The sequence below is a fragment of the Stenotrophomonas sp. STEN008 genome (assembly GCF_056760435.1).
Window position 1 is genome coordinate 15,879 of the sequence record NZ_JBRRET010000013.1, and the last position, 17,004, is coordinate 32,882.

The 17,004-nt window shown below is 67.1% G+C and carries 13 protein-coding genes; all 13 read right to left on the reverse strand.

Annotation, left to right across the window (positions count from 1 at the left end; all coding sequences use genetic code 11):
- Nucleotides 1-72: 72 nt before the first annotated feature.
- The 13 genes from ACVOME_RS08640 to frr all read right to left on the reverse strand — a co-directional run bounded on the left by ACVOME_RS08640 (nt 73) and on the right by frr (nt 16,932).
- Nucleotides 73-1,032 (reverse strand): acetyl-CoA carboxylase carboxyltransferase subunit alpha, encoded by a 960-nt coding sequence (locus tag ACVOME_RS08640; RefSeq protein WP_053519898.1) that lies wholly within the window; start codon nt 1,030-1,032, stop codon nt 73-75.
- Between the two features lie 150 nt (nt 1,033-1,182).
- Nucleotides 1,183-4,776, reverse strand: coding sequence for a DNA polymerase III subunit alpha (gene dnaE, locus ACVOME_RS08645; protein WP_481504984.1), 3,594 nt, complete (start codon nt 4,774-4,776; stop codon nt 1,183-1,185).
- A gap of 265 nt (nt 4,777-5,041) precedes the next feature.
- Nucleotides 5,042-5,701 carry a ribonuclease HII gene (locus ACVOME_RS08650; RefSeq protein WP_065181173.1) on the reverse strand — a complete coding sequence of 220 codons (660 nt, stop codon included), beginning with the start codon at nt 5,699-5,701 and terminating at the stop codon, nt 5,042-5,044.
- Nucleotides 5,698-6,957, reverse strand: a complete 1,260-nt coding sequence (lpxB, locus tag ACVOME_RS08655; RefSeq protein WP_180875673.1) for a lipid-A-disaccharide synthase — start codon at nt 6,955-6,957, stop codon at nt 5,698-5,700. Before lpxB ends, ACVOME_RS08650 begins: the two co-directional genes overlap by 4 nt.
- Nucleotides 6,954-7,745, reverse strand: a complete 792-nt coding sequence (gene lpxA, locus ACVOME_RS08660) for an acyl-ACP--UDP-N-acetylglucosamine O-acyltransferase (RefSeq protein WP_053519894.1) — start codon at nt 7,743-7,745, stop codon at nt 6,954-6,956. The genes lpxB and lpxA overlap by 4 nt, the downstream gene beginning before the upstream one ends.
- Before the next feature lie 18 nt (nt 7,746-7,763).
- A complete protein-coding gene (gene fabZ / locus ACVOME_RS08665; protein WP_053519893.1) occupies nt 7,764-8,222 on the reverse strand; it encodes a 3-hydroxyacyl-ACP dehydratase FabZ in 459 nt (152 codons plus the stop codon).
- Nucleotides 8,219-9,241 carry a UDP-3-O-(3-hydroxymyristoyl)glucosamine N-acyltransferase gene (gene lpxD, locus ACVOME_RS08670; protein WP_180875672.1) on the reverse strand — a complete coding sequence of 341 codons (1,023 nt, stop codon included), beginning with the start codon at nt 9,239-9,241 and terminating at the stop codon, nt 8,219-8,221. The genes fabZ and lpxD overlap by 4 nt, the downstream gene beginning before the upstream one ends.
- A gap of 423 nt (nt 9,242-9,664) precedes the next feature.
- Nucleotides 9,665-12,085, reverse strand: a complete 2,421-nt coding sequence (gene bamA / locus ACVOME_RS08675; RefSeq protein WP_180875671.1) for an outer membrane protein assembly factor BamA — start codon at nt 12,083-12,085, stop codon at nt 9,665-9,667.
- A 74-nt stretch (nt 12,086-12,159) separates the two neighbouring features.
- Entirely contained in the window at nt 12,160-13,518 is a 1,359-nt protein-coding gene (gene rseP / locus ACVOME_RS08680) for an RIP metalloprotease RseP (protein ID WP_053518305.1), read from the reverse strand.
- Nucleotides 13,519-13,578: 60 nt separating this feature from the next.
- Nucleotides 13,579-14,769, reverse strand: coding sequence for a 1-deoxy-D-xylulose-5-phosphate reductoisomerase (gene dxr, locus ACVOME_RS08685; RefSeq protein ID WP_065174697.1), 1,191 nt, complete (start codon nt 14,767-14,769; stop codon nt 13,579-13,581).
- Between the two features lie 2 nt (nt 14,770-14,771).
- Nucleotides 14,772-15,608, reverse strand: coding sequence for a phosphatidate cytidylyltransferase (locus ACVOME_RS08690; RefSeq protein ID WP_053518308.1), 837 nt, complete (start codon nt 15,606-15,608; stop codon nt 14,772-14,774).
- Entirely contained in the window at nt 15,605-16,372 is a 768-nt protein-coding gene (gene uppS, locus ACVOME_RS08695; RefSeq protein ID WP_065174698.1) for a polyprenyl diphosphate synthase, read from the reverse strand. The genes ACVOME_RS08690 and uppS overlap by 4 nt, the downstream gene beginning before the upstream one ends.
- A 5-nt stretch (nt 16,373-16,377) precedes the next feature.
- Nucleotides 16,378-16,932 (reverse strand): ribosome recycling factor, encoded by a 555-nt coding sequence (gene frr / locus ACVOME_RS08700; protein ID WP_053518312.1) that lies wholly within the window; start codon nt 16,930-16,932, stop codon nt 16,378-16,380.
- Nucleotides 16,933-17,004 lie beyond the last annotated feature (72 nt).

The window sequence follows — 17,004 nt, forward strand, 5'->3', positions numbered from 1 at the left end:
TCGCCACACGGATGTGGCACTGAAGCCGGGCATTGCCCGGCTTCAGGCGTTACCGTGCAGCGGAAGCAGCGATTACGCCGCCTCGTAGGTGCCGTAGCTGCGCAGGCGCTTGTAGCGCTGCTCCAGCAGTTCCCCGGTGGACAGCTTGTCCAGCGCGTCCAGCTCGTTCAGCAGCACGGCCTTCAGGCGCCGGGCCATCTGCGTCGGGTTGCGGTGGGCGCCGCCGGTCGGCTCGCGCACGACCTTGTCGACCAGGCCCAGGCTCTTCAGGCGCGGGGCGGTCAGGCCCAGCTGTTCGGCCGCGTCCTTGGCCTTGCCGGCGTCCTTCCACAGGATCGAGGCGCAGCCTTCCGGGGTAATGGTCGAATACACCGCGTACTCCAGCATCACGGTGCGGTCGCCCACGCCCAGTGCCAGCGCGCCGCCCGAGCCGCCTTCGCCGATCACGGTGCAGATCACCGGCACCTTCAGTTCGGCCATTTCCATCAGGTTGCGCGCGATCGCTTCGGACTGGCCGCGCGATTCGGCGTCGATGCCCGGCCAGGCGCCGGCGGTGTCGATCAGGGTCAGCACCGGCAGGCCGAAACGCTCGGCCATCTTCATCAGGCGCAGCGCCTTGCGGTAGCCCTCGGGCTTGGGCATGCCGAAGTTGCGCTTGATCTTCTCCTTGGTGTCGCGGCCCTTCTGGTGGCCGATGACCATCACCGCGCGGCCATTGATGCGGGCCAGGCCGCCCATGATGGCCTTGTCGTCGGCAAAGGCGCGATCACCGGCCAGTTCCTGGAACTCATCGAAGATGATGCGGATGTAATCGGCGGTGTAGGGCCGCGACGGGTGGCGGGCCAGCTGCAGCACCTGCCAGGAGGTCAGGTTGCGGAAGATCTGTGCGGTACGCATGCGCAGCTTGTCCTGCAGCGCGTGCACTTCGGCCTCGACATTGACCGCCGGACCGGCACTGGCGTTGCGCAGCTCCTGGATCTTCGCTTCCAGGTCGGCGATGGGTTGCTCGAAGTCGAGGTAGTTCGGATTCATCGGAAGCCGTCGTGTAAAGAAGGAGGAAAGTGTAGCCGAACCCGGTGAAATTCCCCGTACGCCCCTGTCTGGAGCGTACGGAGGGGCTGGCCGGCAGGCAGCGCGCTGCCTTGGCCGCGCCAGCTGGACGCGGGACCTGGCGGGGCGGGATCAGCTGGCCCAGGGCGGGCTGTAGCGCACCTTCAGGGTGCGCACGGCCGGGTCGGCGCGCAGCGCTTCCATCAGCTTCGAGTCGATGCGCACGGCGCTCTGTCCGGACACGTCGAGCATGCCGGCGATACCGCCGTGCGGGCCCTTCAGCAGCAGGTCCAGGCGCAGGGGCGTGCGGCCGGGGCGATGGCGGTCGAGCAGGGCATCGATGCGCTCCCACACCGGCCGTTGCTGGCGAAGGTCCAGCCGCAGCGACAGGCGCGTAGCGTAGTTGGCGCAGACCTCATCGAAATCCCAGCACTGGCGGATGCGCAGGGCGTAGCCACCGTTGAATTCGTCTTCACGCAGGCCGCCCTTGACCACCAGGATGCGGTCCTTGGTCATCAGGTGGCCGAACTCGGCCAGGGTGTCGGAGAACGCGCTGCACTCCACGCGTCCACGCCCGTCCTCGAGCTGGATGAAGATCTGGCTTTCGCCCTTGCGGCGCACGCCGACCACCTGGCCGGCCAGCACGGTCTGCACTTCCGGGCGCCAGCGCTTCTCACCGCCACCACCACCACCGCCGCTGTTGGCGCTCCAGATCTTTTCCACCGCGCCCAGATCGTTGCCGACCAGATCGCGCACGTCGTCGCGCCACGGATCGAATGGATGGCCGCTGAGGTAGAAGCCCAGCGTGTCGCGCTCGCCGTTCAGGCGCTGCAGCAGGGGCCACTCTTCGGCCTCCGGCAGGTCCAGCTGGATCGTCGCCGCGCTCGGGTCCGGCCCACCGAACAGCGAGTTCTGCCCGGAGGCGCGCTCGCGTGCCATCTGCTCGGTGGCCTTGATCACTTCCGGCAGCTGCAGCATCAGCGAGGCGCGGTTGCGGCCCAGCTCATCCAGTGCGCCGCAGTTTATCATCGCTTCCAGGGTGCGCCGGTTGAGCTTGGCCGAGCCGACGCGGGTACAGAAATCGAGCAGGTCGGTGTAGTTTCCGCCCCGCAGCCGCTCGTCCACCACCGCTTCGCAGGCACCCTGGCCGACACCCTTGATCGCACCCAGGCCGTACTGGATGGTGTCCGGCGTGGCTGCCTCGAACATGAAGGCGGACTGGTTCACCTTCGGCGGCAGCACGGTCAGGCCGAGGTTGCGCACCTCGTCGAGGAAGCCGACCACCTTGTCGGTGTTGTCCATGTCCGAAGACAGCGTGGCCGCCATGAACTCGGCCGGGTAATGGCGCTTGAGCCACGCGGTCTGGTAACTGACCAGCGCGTAGGCAGCGGCGTGCGACTTGTTGAAGCCGTAGCCGGCGAACTTCTCCATCAGGTCGAAGATCTCGTCGGCCTTGGGGCCGTCGACGCCGCCCTTGGCCGCGCCCTCGCGGAAGATCTCGCGGTGCTTGGCCATTTCCGCCGGCACCTTCTTGCCCATCGCACGACGCAGCAGGTCGGCGCCGCCCAGCGAGTAGCCGCCGACGATCTGCGCCATCTGCATCACCTGCTCCTGGTACACCATGATGCCGTAGGTGTCCTTGAGGATGGCTTCGGTGCGCGGATCGGGATAGATGATCTCTTCCTGCCCGTGCTTGCGCGCGTTGAAGGACGGAATCAGGTCCATCGGGCCGGGGCGGTACAGCGACACCAGCGCGATCAGGTCTTCGAAACGGTCGGGGCGTGCGTCCTTCAGCAGGCGGCGCATGCCGGAGGATTCGAACTGGAAGACCGCACCGGTGTTGCCGTTGGCAAAGATGTCCTTGTAGGTCGGCGCGTCGTCCAGCGGGATCGCCGCGATGTCCACCGGCGGAATGCCGGCGCGCGCGTGGCGCTTGTTGATCGCCTTCACCGCCCAGTCGATGATGGTCAGCGTGCGCAGGCCAAGGAAGTCGAACTTCACCAGGCCCACTTCTTCCACGTCGTTCTTGTCGAACTGGGTGACCGGGTTCTTGCCGATGCCGTTCTCGTCGTGTTCGGCGTACAGCGGGCAGAACTCGCTCAGCGGCTCGGGGCCGATCACCACGCCACCGGCGTGCTTGCCGGCGTTGCGGGTGAGGTCTTCAAGCTGCAGCGCCAGATCGATCAGGTCACGGACATCGTCTTCGGTTTCGTAACGCTGGATCAGCTCGGCCGATGCCATCTCCGAGCCCGGGCCTTCCTTGCCCTTGCCGAGCGCATCCTTCAGGTGGATGCCGAGGATGTTCGGGATCAGCTTGGAGACGCCGTCAACCAGGCCATAGGGGAAACCGAGCACGCGGCCGGAATCGCGCACCACGGCCTTGGCGGCCATGGTGCCGTAGGTGATGATCTGGCTGACGCGTTCGCGCCCGTATTTGCGCGCGACGTAGTCGATCACTTCGTCGCGGCGGTCCATGCAGAAATCGATGTCGAAGTCGGGCATCGACACGCGTTCCGGATTCAGGAACCGCTCGAACAGCAGGTTGTAGGGCAGCGGATCCAGGTCGGTGATCTTCAACGCCCACGCCACCAGCGAACCGGCACCGGAACCACGGCCCGGGCCGATCGGGATGCCTTGGTTCTTGCCCCACTGGATGAAGTCGGCCACGATCAGGAAGTAGCCGGGGAAACCCATCTTGATGATGGTATCGAGCTCGAATTCGAGGCGCTCGAAGTACTCCTCGCGGGTCTTGCCCGGCGCCAGCGGGTTCTTCTGCAGGCGTTCTTCCAGGCCGTCGCGCGACATCTTCTGGATCCAGGTATCCAGGGTCTCGTCGTCCGGCACCGGGTAGTTGGGCAGGAAGTAGGTGCCCAGCCGCATCTCGATGTTGCAGCGCTCGGCCAGCGCCAGCGTGTTGTCGATCGCATCGGGGATGTCGGCGAACAGCGCGCACATCTCCTCGGCCGACTTCAGGTACTGCTGGTCACTGTACTCGCGCGGCCGCTTGGGATCGTCCAGCACGCGGCCGGTCGAGATGCACACACGTGCCTCATGCGCGCTGAAGTCCGACGGTGCAAGGAAGCGCACATCGTTGCTGGCCACCACCGGCAGGCCGCGCTGGCCGGCGGCCATCAGCGCGAAGCGGTTGAAGGCCTCCTCGCCATCGCGGCCGGTGCGGGTCAGCTCCAGGTGCAGGCCATCGCCGAACACCCGCTGCCAGTCGGCCAGATGCTGCTCGGCAAGGTCGTGCTTGCCGTCCAGCGCCAGGCGCCCGGCCAGGCTCTCGCGCCCGGCCAGCGCGAACAGGTTGGCGTTGCCCGCCTTCAACCAGTCCGGATGCACGGCGACGCCGCCTTCCGGACGATGGCCCTCCATCCAGGCACGGGTCAGCAGCCGTGACAGGCTCAGGTAGCCTTCGCGGTCGCGGCACAGCAGGGTCATCCGCCACGGGTCCTGGCCCTCCTCGGCGATCATCACGTCGGCGCCGGCGATCGGCTTGATGCCCACGCCTTCGGCTGCCTTGTAGAACTTGATCAGGGCGAACAGATTGTTGAGGTCGGTCACCGCCAGCGCGGGCAGGCCCAGCTCGACCGAGCGTGACAGCAGGTTGGGCTGCTTGGCCTTCTTCGGGTCGGCCTGGTCCGGCTTGGCCGGCACACGGATGGTCGAGTCCGCCAGCGAGAACTCGGTGTGGACGTGGAGATGTACGAAGCGGGAGTTGGACATGCCGGACCAGGTTGGAGCGCGGGGGCCCCGGGTGCCGACGGGAGTTCGTCGCCGGGGTCGGGAAGCGCTGGAATGCCCGGTCAGGGTAGCGAGGGCAGGGGGAGGCGACAAGCTCTTGACGGCACGTCGATTGCGCGAACATGCCGCCGGGCATGGCCCGGCGCTACCACGGCAATGTGAGCGCACGGTGCCGCCCGGCATGGCCCGGCGCTACCGCGGCAATGTGGGCGCACGATGCCGCCGGGCCATGCCCGGCGGCGGTTGTTCAGGCGATGGCCGCGGCCGCCGGGTTTTCCAGGCATTCACGCACCGGGGCGAAACTGCGCCGGTGCTCGCCACAGGGGCCGTGTTCACGCAGTGCCGCCAGGTGGGCCGGAGTGCCGTAGCCCTTGTGCTGGTCGAAACCGTAGTGCGGATGCTGTACGTGCAGGTCCTGCATGTACCGGTCGCGCGACACCTTGGCCAGGATCGACGCCGCCATGATCGCGCGGTCGATGCCATCGCCACCAACCAGCGCCTGCGCCGGCAGTACCAGCCCCTTCGGAACCACGTTGCCGTCGATGCGGGCGAAGCCGGCCACGTGGGCCACGGCCGCCACCACGTCGCGCATGCCCTGCAGGGTGGCCTGGTAGATGTTCAGGCGGTCGATCGCTGCTACGTCCACCAGCACCACATGCCAGGCCAGGGCGCGATCGATGATTCGATCGTACAGCTGCTCGCGGCGCGCGGCGGTGAGCTGCTTGGAGTCATCCAGGCCGTTGATGCGCGGGCGGGCAGGATCGAATACCACCGCCGCGACGGCGACCGGCCCGGCCAGCGGGCCACGGCCGGCCTCATCGACACCGGCGACCAGGCGGTCCGGTTCAACCCGCAGTGAACCGTCGAACAGGGCCAGGCTGGCTGCGGCGGCGTGGCGGCGGCTCATGCCTTGTCCAGTTCGCGTACCAGCAGCTCGCCGACAGCGTCGGCGGCGCGTGCCGAGGCATTGCGGCGCAGGCGTTCATGCAGGCGCGAATAGGTTCCCTGCAGGTCGGCGGCCCGTTGCGGATGGTCGAACCACTGCTGGATGGCGGCGGCCAGCTTGTCCGGCGTGCAGTCGTGCTGCATCAGCTCCGGTGCCAGGTCCTGGCCGGCCAGGATGTTGGGCAGGGCGAAGCGGTCGACCTTGATCAGGCCCAGCGCCTTGACCAGGCGGTAGGTCAGTTCGTTGACGCGATAGCCGACCACCATCGGCCGCTTCACCAGCATGGCTTCCAGGGTCGCGGTACCGGAGGCGAGCACCACCACGTCGGCGGCGATCATGGCGTCGCGGGCCTGGCCATCAAGCACATGCGAGTAGGCGACCGGCAGCGCCGAACGCGACAGCTGTTCCTCGATCAGGCGACGGCAGGCGGCATTGGCGGCAGGCACCACGACGTGCAGCCCCGGAATCCGTTCGGAAACCTGCCACGCGGCCTCGAAGAACGGCTCGCCCAGGCGCGAGATCTCGCCCAGGCGGCTGCCCGGCAGCACCGCCAGCACCTTGGCCGTGGCCGGCAGGCCCAGCGCGGCACGGGCTTCGTCGCGGTTGCCCTGCAGCGGAATGTCATCGGCCATCGGATGACCGACAAAGCGCGCGTCGATTCCGTGCCGGGCGTAGATGGGGGGTTCCATCGGGAACAGGCACAGCACGAGGTCGGCACTGTTGCCGATCTTCTCGGCGCGCTTCTCGCGCCACGCCCAGACCGAAGGGCTGACGTAATGCACGGTGCGCACGCCACGCTGCTTCAGCCAGCGCTCGATGCCCAGGTTGAAGTCCGGCGCATCGATGCCGATGAACACGTCCGGCTGCCACTCGAGCGCGCGCTGGCGGAAGGCCGAGCGCAACTTCAGCAGGCGCGGCAGGTGGCGCAGGACTTCGGTCAGCCCCATCACCGCCAGTTCGCTGGCGTCGTGCCAGGTCTGGCAACCGGCATTGCGCATGGCATCGCCGCCGATGCCGGCGAACTCGGCGTTCGGGAAGCGGGCCTTCAACTCGCGCACCAGGCCGGCACCGAGCAGGTCGCCGGAGGCCTCACCGGCCACCAGTGCGATCCGCAACGGCCGCTCGCTGAGCACCCGCTGTGCAGGCACGCTGCCGGCCAGGGAGGCCAGCGGAATGACAGCGGCGCCGGCCGGCGCCTGGCCGGGCGTGCTGCTCATCGCAGCAGGGGCCTCTCTGCGTGTTCGATGAACTCCAGCATGGACTTCACGTCCTCGCTGTCGCGCGCCTGTTCAACCAGCTGCTGCTTGGCTTCGGCCAGCGGCAGGCCGGCCACGTACAGGGTCCGGTAGGCACGCTTGATGGCGGAGATGCGTTCGGCATCGAAACCGCGGCGCTTCAGGCCTTCACTGTTGATGCCGCGCGGGCGGCCCAGCGAATCGGAGCCCACCATGGTGAACGGCGGAACATCGCCGTTGGTCAGCGCACCCATGCCGAGGAAGGCGTGGGCGCCGATGCGGCAGAACTGATGGGCACCGGCGAAGCCGCTGATGATCACGTAGTCGCCGACAGTAACGTGGCCGGCCAGCGTGGTGTTGTTGGAGAACACGCAGGCGTTGCCGACGTGGCAGTCGTGTGCCACGTGCGTATAGGCCAGCATCCAGTTGTCGTCACCGATCGTGGTGATGCCACCACCGCCGCCGGTACCGCGGTTGACGGTGACGAACTCGCGGAACACGTTGCGGTCGCCGATCACCAGTTCGGTGCGTTCACCGGCGAACTTCTTGTCCTGCGGCTCGCCGCCGATGGCTGCGTGGCCGATGAAGCGGTTGTCGCGGCCGATCCGCGTCGGTCCGAGAATGCTGCAGTGTGGGCCGACGACCGTGCCTGCGCCGATGTCCACATCGGCACCGATCAGGGTGAAGGCACCGACCTGCACATCGTCGGCCAGCCGGGCGGACGGGTCGATGACGGCGGTGGGGTGGATCCGTGGGGCGTTGTCAGTCATTCCTGGCTCCGTTATGGCTCAGCCCTTGGCACCGGCGCACATGACCTCGGCAGAGGCCACCACTTCGCCGTTGACCTTGGCTTCGCCGTAGTACCAGCCCATGTTGCGGATCAGCCGCTTCATCTGCACGTCCAGCAGCAGCACATCGCCCGGCACCACCTGCTTGTTGAAGCGGGCGTTCTCCACCTTGACCATGTAGAACAGCTTGGACTGTGCATCGCGGCCGAGCGAGAGCTGGGTCATCACGCCGCCGGCCTGCGCCAGTGCCTCGATGATCAGCACGCCGGGCATGATCGGGCGACCCGGGAAATGGCCCTGGAAGAACGGCTCGTTGATGCTCACGTTCTTCTGGGCAAGGATGCGCTTGGCGTCCACGTCCAGCTCAAGGACCTTGTCCACCAGCAGGAACGGGTAGCGGTGCGGGATCAGCTCCTGGATCTGGAGGACATCGATCGGAAGCTGCAGCGTGTCGTTCATTCTTTCTCCTTGCTCACAGCCAGGATGCGCCGGGCCAGCGTATCGAGCTGCTTGAAGCGCGCGGCGTTCTTGCGCCACGTGCGGTTGTCGGTCAACGGGGTGCCGGACGAATACTCGCCCGGCTCATGGATGGAGTTGCGCACCACCGATTTGCCGGTGATCACGACCTTGTCGCAGATCTCCAGGTGGCCGACCACGCCTACGTGGCCGCCGAGCAGGCAGTAACGTCCGATCTTGGCGCTGCCGGCAATGCCGGTGCAGCCAGCGATGGCCGAGTGCGCGCCGATCTGCACGTTGTGTGCGATCTGCACCAGGTTGTCCAGGCGCACGTCTTCGTCCAGCACGGTGTCTTCCAGCGCGCCGCGGTCCACGCAGGTGTTGGCGCCGATTTCGCAGTCGTCGCCGATGCGCACGCCGCCAAGCTGCGGCACCTTGATCCACTTGCCCGCGTCCATCGCCAGGCCAAAGCCATCGGCGCCGAGCACGGCGCCGGGGTGGACGCGCACACGCTTGCCCAGCCGGACGCGGGTGACCAGGGTGACCCGGGCGATCAGTTCGCAGCCGTTGTCCAGGCTGCAATCCTCGCCGATCACGCTGCCGGTGCCGATGATGCAGTTCTCGCCGACTACGCTGCGGGCGCCGATGGACACGAACGGACCGATATGGGCGCTGGCTGCGACCTGGGCAGTGGGATCGATGACGGCGCTGGGATGGATGCCCGGCGGGCGTGTCGGTGCGATGTCGAACAGCGCGGCGATCTTGGCGAAGGTGGTGTACGGGTCCTTGGCCACGAGCGCGGCGCCGGGAGCCGCCTCGGCATCGTCGGCACGCAGTACCACCAGCGAGGCCTGGCTGTCGGCCAGCTGGGTGCGGTAGCGCGGATTGGCGAGGAAGGTCAGCTGGCCAGGGCCGGCATGGGCGAGGGTGGCCACGCCATGGATGGCGGTGGCGGGGTCGCCATGGACCTGCAGGCCGAACTGCTCGGCGAGTTGCTGGGCGGTGTAGGAGGGAGTATTCACGGCGGGAGTTTAACGTGTGACGCCATTGCGGTCATGCGGGGGGGCAGTTGTGCAGCCAACGGCGGGGCCCCTCGCGGCCGGCAGAGCCAGGCTCATGGGCTGGGTCGGACGGGTCGGGGCTGCGGGGGACGGCGCAAGTACGTCCCTGTAGCCTTGATCGCCGCATCCATGCGGCTCACACCCCCGCAGCCCCGATCCGCCCGACCTCTGACAGCGTGGCGCGAGTGCCAGCCGCGGAAAACAGAAAAGATCAAAAGCGGATCGTGCGCTTCAGCCATCCGGGTTAAACGAAAACGCCGGGCAGAGCCCGGCGCTTCGTACCCCGTCTGGTGGAGAGCCCCCCTTCTGTTAAGGGGGGCGCGCCAGCGGCGCGGGGGATAGGAGGAATGCGCGTGCAGTTCTGATGAGCCGCAGGGCGGTTCGTCAGAACTGCCCGCCGAAGGTGAATTGCAGGCGCTCGATCTTGTCGTCGTCTTCCTTCTTCAGCGGGAACGCATAGCTGATCGAGATCGGGCCGACCGGGGCGCGCCACAGCAGGGCCACACCGGTGGACACACGCAGTTCGTTGGCCTTGAAGTTGTCGGCGCCGTTGTAGACGTTGCCGAAGTCGACGAAGGCCGACACGCGGGCCGACGGGCTGTCGAACAGACGCGGGAAGTAGGCTTCGATCGAACCGACGGTCTTCAGCGAGCCACCCAGCGGCTGGCCTTCCGGATAGCCGGAAGTGACTTCGCGCGGGCCCAGCGTGTTGTCCTCGAAGCCGCGCACCGAGTTGGTACCGCCGGCGTAGAAGTTCTCGTAGAACGGCAGGCCGCTGGCGGTCACCGTCTTCCTGTAATCCGGTGAGCCCGGGTTGCAGTTGACCGTCTGGGTCGGGTTCGGGTTGGCCTCGGTCGGCGCGGTGTAGCAGAGATCACGCGAGGTGTCCTTGCCATAGCTGTCGCCGTAGCCGATTTCCGCACGCGTGTTGATCACCAGCGACGGCATGATCGGCCAGTACTTGGAGATCTGGTAGTTCAGCTTGTAGTACTCGACGGTCGAACCCGGCAGCGTGGTCTCCAGGCCGATGCGCTGGTAGGTACCGCGGGTCGGCATGAAGTAGTCGTTGCGCGAATCGCGTGCCCAGCCGAGCTCGGTGCGCCAGGCATGGAAGGTGCGGCGGCCGACGGCGTTGATGTAGTCGATGATCGATTGCGGCGTTGCGTTCTGGTACGTCGAGATCTGGTTGCTGTCGATGCCGAACATCAGCGAGACCGAGTCGGTTTCGGTCAGCGGCACGCCGAACACCACCTGCGCGGCACCGTTGGTGCTGTTGTACTGCGCGGTGTTGAAGTCGGAGTAGTCCAGTTCGCGCCAGGACAGGTTGTAGCCCAGCGACACGCCGTCATCGGTGAAGTACGGGTTGGTGTAGCTGAAGCCATAGCGCTGCAGGTAGCTGCTGCGCGAGGCTTCCACCGACACGCGGTTGCCGCCGCCGAGGAAGTTGTTCTGCGACAGCTGCACGGAGGTGGTCATGCCGTAGGACTGCGAGTAGCCCAGGCCGAACACGAAGCTGCCGGAAGTGGTTTCCTTGACGTTGTAGACGACGTCGACCTGGTCGTTGCTGCCGCTGACGGCCGGGGTTTCCACATCCACCGATTCGAAATAGCCCAGGCGCTGCAGGCGGATCTTGGAGCGGTCGATCGCGGCCTGCGAGTACCAGCTGTTCTCGAACTGGCGCATTTCGCGACGCATCACCTCGTCGGAGGTGCGGGTATTGCCGCGGAAGACGATACGACGCACCGACACGCGTGGGCCCGGCACCACCTGCATGTTGATGGCAACGGTCTGGTCAGCACGGTTGGTGGTCGGGATCGGGTTCACCTTGGCGAACGCGTAGCCGATGTTGGACAGCGAGTTGGTGATCGTGTCCGAGCTGAATTCCAGCAGCGCCCGCGAGAAGGTGTCGCCGGACTTCTGGATCACCATGCGCTCCACGTCCTCCTGCGGGAGGATGGTGTCGCCGCTGACCTTGATCTCGGAGATCTTGTACTGCTCACCCTCGGTCACGCCGGCGGTGAGGAACATGTCGCGCTTGTCGGGGCTGATCGACACCTGGGTGGAGTCGATGCTGAAGTCGACATAGCCCCGGTCGAGGTACCACGAGTTCAGCTTTTCCAGGTCGCCGGACAGCTTTTCCTTGGAGTACTGGTCATCGCGGCGGTACCACGAGGCCCAGTTGTGCTCCTTGGATTCCCAGGTTTCCAGGATGTCCTTGCTGTCGTACTTCTCGGTGCCGACCAGGTTGACATGGCGGATCTTGGCCGCCTTGCCTTCCTTGATCGCGATGGCGATGTCCACACGGTTGCGGTCCAGCGGGCTCACCGTCGGGGTGATCTCGACGTTGTACTTGCCGCGGTCGTTGTACTGGCGGCGCAGTTCCTGGGTCACGCGGTCCAGGCTCAGGCGATCGAACGTGCCACCTTCGGTCAGGCCGATGTCGGACAGGCCCTTCAGCAGCTGGTCGGACTTGATGTCCTTGTTGCCGGTCACGGTCAGCTTGTTGATCGCCGGGCGTTCCTTGACCGTCACCACCAGGATGTTGCCCTGGCGGTCCAGCTGCACGTCCTCAAAGAAGCCGGTCTTGTACAGGGCGCGGATGGTTTCGCCGACCTTGCTGTCGGTGACCGTCTCGCCACGCTCCACCGGCAGGTAGGTGAATACCGTACCCGAGCTGATGCGCTGCAGGCCGTCGACGCGGATGTCGCTGACAGTGAAGGGCTCGGCTGCCTGGGCCAGGGCGGGAGCGCCGGTGACGGCGGCGAGGGCGAGGGCCAGCAGGCGGCGATTGGGGAGTCGCGTCATGTCACGTCCGGTAGGAAGGTCGATTTCATTGGTGCGGGATGCCGACGCTGTAGACGGCAACAACGTGGAAAAGTTCATCGCGGGACCAGGCCGAGGATGTCGTTGTAGAACGCCAACCCCATCAGCCCGGCCAGCAACGCCAGGCCGATGTATTGGCCGGCGGCGATGGCACGCTCGCTCAGCGGGCTGCCCTTGACCAACTCGATAAGGTAATACAGCAGGTGGCCGCCGTCCAAGATCGGGATCGGCAGCAGATTGATGATGCACAGGCTCAGCGACAGCAGCGCGAGGAACTGCAGGAACCAGTCGAGCCCACGTTTGGCCGATACATTGGCCACACGGGCGATGGTGACCGGGCCGGAAACGTTCTGCAGCGAGGCCTTGCCGGTCACGATGCGGGCCATCATGCCCAGCGAGTCGGCGGCCAGCCGGCCGGTTTCACGCACCGCCACGGTGACCGCGTCCAGGGGCCCGTAACGCAGCAGGGTGTCGTAGGCCGGGCTGTAGGTGGTGGGGAAACCGACGCCGATCTGCCAGACCGGCTCGCCCTTGCCGTCCTTGCCCTGGCGCGGAGTCACTTCCAGTGCCAGCCGCTCGCCGCCACGCAGGACTTCGATCATGCCGGGGCCGCCGGTGCGGCCCAGGGCCTGGATTTCGCCGATCACCTGGTCGACGCTGTCAATGCGCTGCCCGTCGATGGCCACGATGAGGTCGCCCGGCTGCAGCTGGCCCGCAACAACGGAATCCGGTGTGAGCCTGTCGACCAGGGCTGGCTGCAGCCATGACTGCCAGTACAGGCCCGCCAGGATCGGCACCCGCCGTTCATCGAAGCCTGCCGGCAGCTGCGACAGCGGCAGGGTACGGGCATGCACCTGGTCACTGCGGTCGATCACGTCCAGCGTGACATCACGACGGTCCATCGCTGCCGCGGTCAGGGCCATGCTGGCCTCGCCCAGGGTGCTGACCGGGCGGTCGTCCACGCGCAGCACGCGGTCACCACTGTTGAGCCCCGCCGTCGCCGCGATGCCGCTGGTGCGGCCGAGGGTGGGCGAATAGTCCTGCTTGCCGATCACGAACATCGCCCACAGCAGCAGGATGCACAGCAGCAGGTTGGCGACCGGCCCGGCAGCAACGATGGCGATGCGCTGCCAGACCGTCTTGTGGTTGAACGCCTGGCCGCGTTCCTGCGGATGCACCTCGACTTCGCGCTCGTCGAGGAATTTCACATAGCCGCCCAGCGGAATCGCAGCAATGGCGAATTCGGTTCCATGCCGGTCGCGCCGCGACCACAGCGGCCGGCCAAAGCCGACAGAGAAGCGCAGCACCTTGACTCCGCACAGGCGGCCGACCCAGTAATGCCCGAGCTCGTGGAAGGTGACCAGCAGCCCCAGGCTGACAATCATCCACCAGACCGATCCGATGAAGTCAGTCATGCAGGCTCACGTTGGCGGGCAGGGGCGGCGTCGTCATGCAGGGCTGGGCAGGCGGGCGGTTCAGGCGGCGTCGATGGCGTTCAGGGTCAGCAGGCGTGCGCGCTGGTCGGCGGACAACAGGACCTCCAGTGTATCGGCTGGCTCGGTCGGCAGTGTTGAAAGAGCGTTAGCAACCAGCGCCGGGATGGTCAGGAAACCGATCCGGCCCTGAAGAAACGCTGAAACGGCCTCTTCGTTGGCGGCGTTCAGCATCGCCGGGGCGGTGCCACCGGCGCGCATCGCCTGCCAGGCCAGCGCCAGGCAGGGGAAGGCCTCGGTATCGGGCGCCTCGAAATCCAGCCGGCCCTGCGCCAGCAGATCCAGCCCGGCCACGCCCGAGGCGATGCGTTGCGGCCAGCCCAGGCCAACGGCCAGGGTGGTGCGCATGTCCGGCAGGCCCATCTGCGCCAGGGTCGAGCCGTCGACGAATTCGACCAGCGAATGGACCAGGCTCTGCGGATGGACCAGCACCTCGATGCGTTCACCCGGCACGGCGAACAGGTGGTGGGCCTCGATCACTTCCAGGCCCTTGTTCATCAGGGTCGCGGAATCGACCGAGATCTTCGGCCCCATCGACCACTTCGGGTGGGCCACGGCCTGGGCCGGGGTGACCTGCGCCAGTTCGGCGCGGCTGCGGCCACGGAACGGGCCACCGGAGGCGGTGAGCAGGATCCGGCGCACCCCGGCGCCTTCGAGGCTGGCGTCGCGCGAGCGCAGGCACTGGAAGATGGCGCTGTGCTCGCTGTCGATCGGGATGATCTCGGCCCCGGCACGTTCGGCGGTACGGGTCAGCAGTTCGCCCGCCAGTACCAGTGATTCCTTGTTCGCCAGCAGGATGCGCTTGCCCGCGGCGGCGGCGGCCAGGGTCGAGGACAGCCCTGCCGCGCCGACGATGGCGGCCACCACGGTGTCGCAGGCGTCACTGGCGGCCAGCTGGTCAAGCGCTGCCTGGCCGGCGTGGGCCTGGGTCGCCAGGCCGGCCTCGCGCAGACCGTCGCGCAGCGCAGGGTACAGGGCCTCGTCGGCGATCACCGCGTGCAGGGGCTGATGCTGGCGGCACAGCGCAAGCAGCGCCTGCACCTGGCGGCCGGCGGCAAGCACGGTGGCCCGGTAGCGCTGCGGATGGCGCGCGATCACATCCAGGGTGGAGGCACCGATCGATCCGGTGGCGCCGAACACGGCGACCCGGCGCAGGTCTGCTGCTGCATGCATGGTCAGAATCCGAAGATTTCCTTGCCCAGCGCGAACACCGGCACGGCTGCCAGGACGCCGTCGACACGGTCGAGCACGCCACCATGGCCCGGGATCAGGTTGCCCGAGTCCTTGGCACCGGCATGGCGCTTGATCAGGCTCTCGAACAGATCGCCCAGCACCGAGGCCAGCACGGCGACCACGGACGTGATCAGCAGGCCCGGCAGGTGGGCCAGGTCGATACCGGCCAGCCAGCCCAGGCCGACGGCCACGGCCACGCCGGCCAGCAGGCCGCCGACCAGGCCTTCCCAGGTCTTGTTCGGGCTGATGCGCGGGGCCAGCTTGTGCCTGCCGAAGCGGCGACCGGCAAAGTAGGCGCCCGAATCGGCGGCCCAGACCAGCGCCAGCGCGGCCAGCAGCCACAGATGCCCCTGCCGGCCGGGCGGGTCGCCGCCGGCGTGGATCAGCACCAGCGCGGCCCAGGCCGGCACGATGGCCAGTGTGCCGGCCAGCAGCTTGAGGATGCGCGCGGGGCTGCCCGGCTGTGCACCGAAGTTGAAGAAGCGCAGCCAGACCAGCGCCGCCAGCCACCAGGCGACGCCGACCAGCGTGGTGATCTGGAACAGCACCAGGGTACTGCCGTCGGCCCACACCAGCAGCACCATCAGCAGCAGGTTCAATACCAGCAGCACGGTGCGCGCCAGGGTGTCTTCAACGTCGGCCAGCTTCAGCCATTCCCACAGGCCGATCAGCAGGACGGCGGCGGCCGCGGCGGCCAGCCATTGCGTCGGCAGCAGCAGGATCGCGGCAATGGCGACCGGCGCCATGATCAGCGCGGCGAGGACTCGGGTCTTGGTCATGGGCTGGACGTCTCAGTGGCCAGGGCGGCGATCTGGGCGCTGGTCAGGCCGAAGCGGCGCTCACGGCCCGCATAGGCATCCAGCGCCTGTTGCAGCATCGCGGCGTCGAAGTCCGGCCACAGTGCCTCGGTGAACCACAGCTCGGTGTAGGCCAGCTGCCACAGCAGGAAATTGCTGATGCGGGTGTCGCCACCGGTGCGGATGAACAGGTCCGGTGCCGGCAGGTCGGCCAGGGCCATCTGCCGGCCCAGCAGCGCCTCGTCGATCTGTTCGGGCAGCAGGCGACCGGCCGCCACTTCGGCAGCCAGTGCGCGCGCCGCGCGGGCGATGTCCTGGCGGCCGCCATAGCTGGCGGCGATCGACAGGGTCAGCGTGGTGTTGCCGGCGGTGCGCTGTTCGGCCAGCTGCATGCGGCTGACCAGCGAGGCGCCGAAGCGCTCGCGCTCGCCGATGAAGCGCACGCGCACGCCCCGGCGGTGCAGCTCGTCCACTTCGCGGTCGAGCGCGCCCAGGAACAACTTCATCAACGCATCGACTTCGTCCTGCGGCCGGCCCCAGTTCTCGCTGGAGAAGGCGAACAGGGTCAGCGCCGGGATGCCCAGTTCAAGGCAGCGCTCGATGGTGCGGTTGACCGCGCGCGCGCCGGCACGGTGGCCGATCACGCGCGGGCGGCGGCGCTGCTGTGCCCAGCGTCCGTTGCCATCCATGATGATGGCGACGTGGCGGGGCAGGGCGGCCGGCAGGGGAGGCGGGACTGAAGGCATCGACTTCAGACCGACAACAGTTCCTTTTCCTTGTCCGCGACGACTTTGTCGACATCCTTGATGTTGCTGTCGGTCAGCTTCTGGATATCGTCTTCGCCGCGCTTCTTCTCGTCTTCGCTGATCGCCTTGTCCTTGACCAGCTTGGCGATTTCCTTGTTCGCGTCCTGACGGATGTTGCGGATCGCGATCTTGGCGCCTTCGCCTTCCTTCTGCACCTGCTTGACCAGTTCCTTGCGGCGCTCTTCGGTCGGCGGCGGCATGTTGATGCGGATCGCGGTGCCCAGCGTATTCGGGGTGAACTCGGCGTTGTACAGCCCCTTCTCGATCTCCTTGATCATGCTCTTGTCGAACGGCGTGACCAGCAGCGAGTGGGCGTCGGCGTTGGAGATCGAGGCGACCTGGTTCAGCGGGGTGCTGGCATTGCCGTAGGCATTGACGGTGACGCGGTCCAGCAGGGCCGGAGTGGCACGCCCGGTGCGGATCGAGGTGAGGGTGTGCTTCAGAGCGTCGATGCTCTTGGCCATGCGCGTCTGCGCGTTGTTCTTGATGTCGTTGAGCATCGCCCGGGTCCTGGATGTAACTGGAATCGGGCGATTATAGGCGAATACGGGACGCTGCCGGGCCTGGATCGG